The organism is Kineococcus endophyticus (genome assembly GCF_040796495.1).
Taxonomy (GTDB): Bacteria; Actinomycetota; Actinomycetes; order Actinomycetales; family Kineococcaceae; genus Kineococcus; species Kineococcus endophyticus.
Map to the genome: position 1 here is coordinate 1 of NZ_JBFNQN010000031.1, position 3,508 is coordinate 3,508.

General features: G+C 58.4%; 2 rRNA genes. Both read left to right on the forward strand.

Annotated elements, in window-relative coordinates:
- Positions 1-52 precede the first annotated feature (52 nt).
- Positions 53-3,222, forward strand: a 23S ribosomal RNA gene (locus AB1207_RS24305).
- A gap of 163 nt (positions 3,223-3,385) precedes the next feature.
- Positions 3,386-3,502, forward strand: a 5S ribosomal RNA gene (gene rrf / locus AB1207_RS24310).
- The last annotated feature ends 6 nt before the right edge of the window (positions 3,503-3,508 follow it).

The window sequence follows — 3,508 nt, forward strand, 5'->3', positions numbered from 1 at the left end:
CACTGAAGCTGTCGCGGCCTTTCGGGGTGTGTGGTGGTGGGTGGTGTGTGGTGGGCAAGTGTGTAAGGGCGCATGGTGGATGCCTTGGCATCAGGAGCCGATGAAGGACGTGGGAGCCTGCGTTAAGCCTCGGGGAGTTGGCAACCGAACGTTGATCCGAGGGTGTCCGAATGGGGGAACCCGGCCGTCGTCATGGGCGGTCACCCGCACCTGAATGTATAGGGTGTGTGGAGGGAACGTGGGGAAGTGAAACATCTCAGTACCCACAGGAAGAGAAAACAACATGTGATTCCGTGAGTAGTGGCGAGCGAAAGCGGATGAGGCTAAACCTGCATCGTGTGATACCTGGTAGGGGTTGCGGTGTGGGGGTTGTGGGAGTGTTCTGGAGCCGGCTACCACCGGTTCGGGGAGTGAGAAAGTCGTGGTGTAGCCGAAGGGCCTGGGATGGTCCGGCGTAGTGGGTGAGACCCCCGTAGGTGAAACATTGCGGCCTCCTTGGGAGCATGTCCCGAGTAGCACGGGGCTCGTGGAATCTCGTGTGAATCTGCCAGGACCACCTGGTAAGCCTAAATACTTCCTGATGACCGATAGCGGACAAGTACCGTGAGGGAATGGTGAAAAGCACCCCGGGAGGGGAGTGAAATAGTACCTGAAACCGTGTGCCTACAATCCGTCGGAGCCTGTCCTTGTGGTGGGTGACGGCGTGCCTTTTGAAGAATGAGCCTGCGAGTTAGTGGTGCGTGGCGAGGTTAACCCGTGGGGGGTAGCCGTAGCGAAAGCGAGTCCGAACAGGGCGTTCATAGTCGCGTGCTCTAGACCCGAAGCGGAGTGATCTACCCATGGCCAGGTTGAAGCGTGGGTAAGACCGCGTGGAGGACCGAACCCACCAGGGTTGAAAACCTGGGGGATGAGCTGTGGGTAGGGGTGAAAGGCCAATCAAACTCCGTGATAGCTGGTTCTCCCCGAAATGCATTTAGGTGCAGCGTCGCGTGTTTCTTGCTGGAGGTAGAGCTACTGGATGGCCGATGGGCCCCACCGGGTTACTGACGTCAGCCAAACTCCGAATGCCGGTAAGTGAGAGCGTGGCAGTGAGACTGCGGGGGATAAGCTTCGTAGTCGAGAGGGAAACAGCCCAGATCATCAGCTAAGGCCCCTAAGCGTGTGCTAAGTGGGAAAGGATGTGGAGTTGCGCAGACAACCAGGAGGTTGGCTTAGAAGCAGCCACCCTTGAAAGAGTGCGTAATAGCTCACTGGTCAAGTGATTCCGCGCCGACAATGTAGCGGGGCTCAAGTACACCGCCGAAGCTGTGGCACTCACATGTTGATCTCTCTCCAGTGATGGTTGGCTCTGGTAGCCGGCTAGGTGCTGGTGGGCAGGTGTGTGGGTGGGTAGGGGAGCGTCGTGTGTGGGGTGAAGCCGCCTGGTGATGGTGTGGTGGACTGCACGCGAGTGAGAATGCAGGCATGAGTAGCGAATGACGGGTGAGAACCCCGTCCGCCGATTGACCAAGGGTTCCAGGGCCAGGTTCATCCGCCCTGGGTAAGTCGGGACCTAAGGCGAGGCCGACAGGCGTAGTCGATGGACAACGGGTTGATATTCCCGTACCGGTGTAGAACCGTCCATGGCGAGGCCGGGGATGCTGAGCACCCAAAGCCGCCCATGCCTTCGGGTGTGGGTTGGTGGAGCGTGTGACCCGATCCGGTAGTAGTCAAGCGTGTTAACAGGGGTGACGCAGGAGGGTAGCTTCCGCGTGGCGATGGTTGTCCACGTCCAAGGGTGTAGGACGAGGGGTTGGCAAATCCGCTCCTCTTGCTTTGATGCTGAGTCTGAGACCTGATGGTGACCCCGTAGGGGGGAAGTAGGGTGATCCCATGCTGCCTAGAAAAGCCTCGGCGCGAGGTTCGAGCCGCCCGTACCCTAAACCGACTCAGGTGGTCAGGTAGAGAATACCGAGGCGTGCGAGTGAATCGTGGTTAAGGAACTCGGCAAAATGCCCCCGTAACTTCGGGAGAAGGGGGGCCTGAGGCGTGAAGCTCCTTGCGGGCTAGCGTTTGAGGGCCGCAGAGACCAGGGGGAAGCGACTGTTTACTAAAAACACAGGTCCGTGCGAAGTCGCAAGACGATGTATACGGACTGACGCCTGCCCGGTGCTGGAACGTTAAGGGGACCGGTTACCCGCGCTTGTCGTGGGGACGCTGAGAACTTAAGCGCCAGTAAACGGCGGTGGTAACTATAACCATCCTAAGGTAGCGAAATTCCTTGTCGGGTAAGTTCCGACCTGCACGAATGGCGTAACGACTTCCCTGCTGTCTCAACCGCGAACTCGGCGAAATTGCACTACGAGTAAAGATGCTCGTTACGCGCAGCAGGACGGAAAGACCCCGGGACCTTCACTATAGCTTGGTATTGGTGTTCGGGACGGCTTGTGTAGGATAGGTGGGAGACTGTGAAGCTGGCACGCTAGTGTTGGTGGAGTCGTCGTTGAAATACCACTCTGGTCGTTCTGGATGTCTAACTTCGGTCCGTGATCCGGATCAGGGACAGTGCCTGGTGGGTAGTTTAACTGGGGCGGTTGCCTCCTAAAGAGTAACGGAGGCGCCCAAAGGTTCCCTCAGCCTGGTTGGCAATCAGGTGTTGAGTGTAAGTGCACAAGGGAGCTTGACTGTGAGACCGACAGGTCGAGCAGGGACGAAAGTCGGGACTAGTGATCCGGCCGTGGAGTGTGGAATCGCGGTCGCTCAACGGATAAAAGGTACCCCGGGGATAACAGGCTGATCTTGCCCAAGAGTCCATATCGACGGCATGGTTTGGCACCTCGATGTCGGCTCGTCGCATCCTGGGGCTGGAGTAGGTCCCAAGGGTTGGGCTGTTCGCCCATTAAAGCGGTACGCGAGCTGGGTTTAGAACGTCGTGAGACAGTTCGGTCCCTATCCGCTGCGCGCGTTGGAAACTTGAGAAGGGCTGTCCCTAGTACGAGAGGACCGGGACGGACGAACCTCTGGTGTGCCAGTTGTTCTGCCAAGGGCATGGCTGGTTGGCTACGTTCGGAAGGGATAACCGCTGAAGGCATCTAAGCGGGAAGCCTGCTTCGAGATGAGGTTTCCGTGCCCCTTTGGGGTGGGAGGCTCCCTGGAGATGACGGGGTTGATAGGCCGGGTGTGGAAGCAACGACGAGAGAGTTGTGGAGCTGACCGGTACTAATAGGCCGATCACTTGTCTACTACGCACCAGCTACCACCAACGGGTGGGTGTGGGTGCGCGTGATGAGTGCACGAGCATGAACGAACTTGATCTACTGATTGAACGATGACACCGGCTGCTGGTGTTTCGCGTCCATTGTGTGGTTCTCGGGAGAGAACTCGTGTTCGATCCTGGCCTTTGTGGTCCGGTGGTCATAGCGGTGGGGAAACGCCCGGTCTCATTCCGAACCCGGAAGCTAAGCCCACCAGCGCCGATGGTACTGCTCGGGAGACTGGGTGGGAGAGTAGGTCACCGCCGGCCACTCAC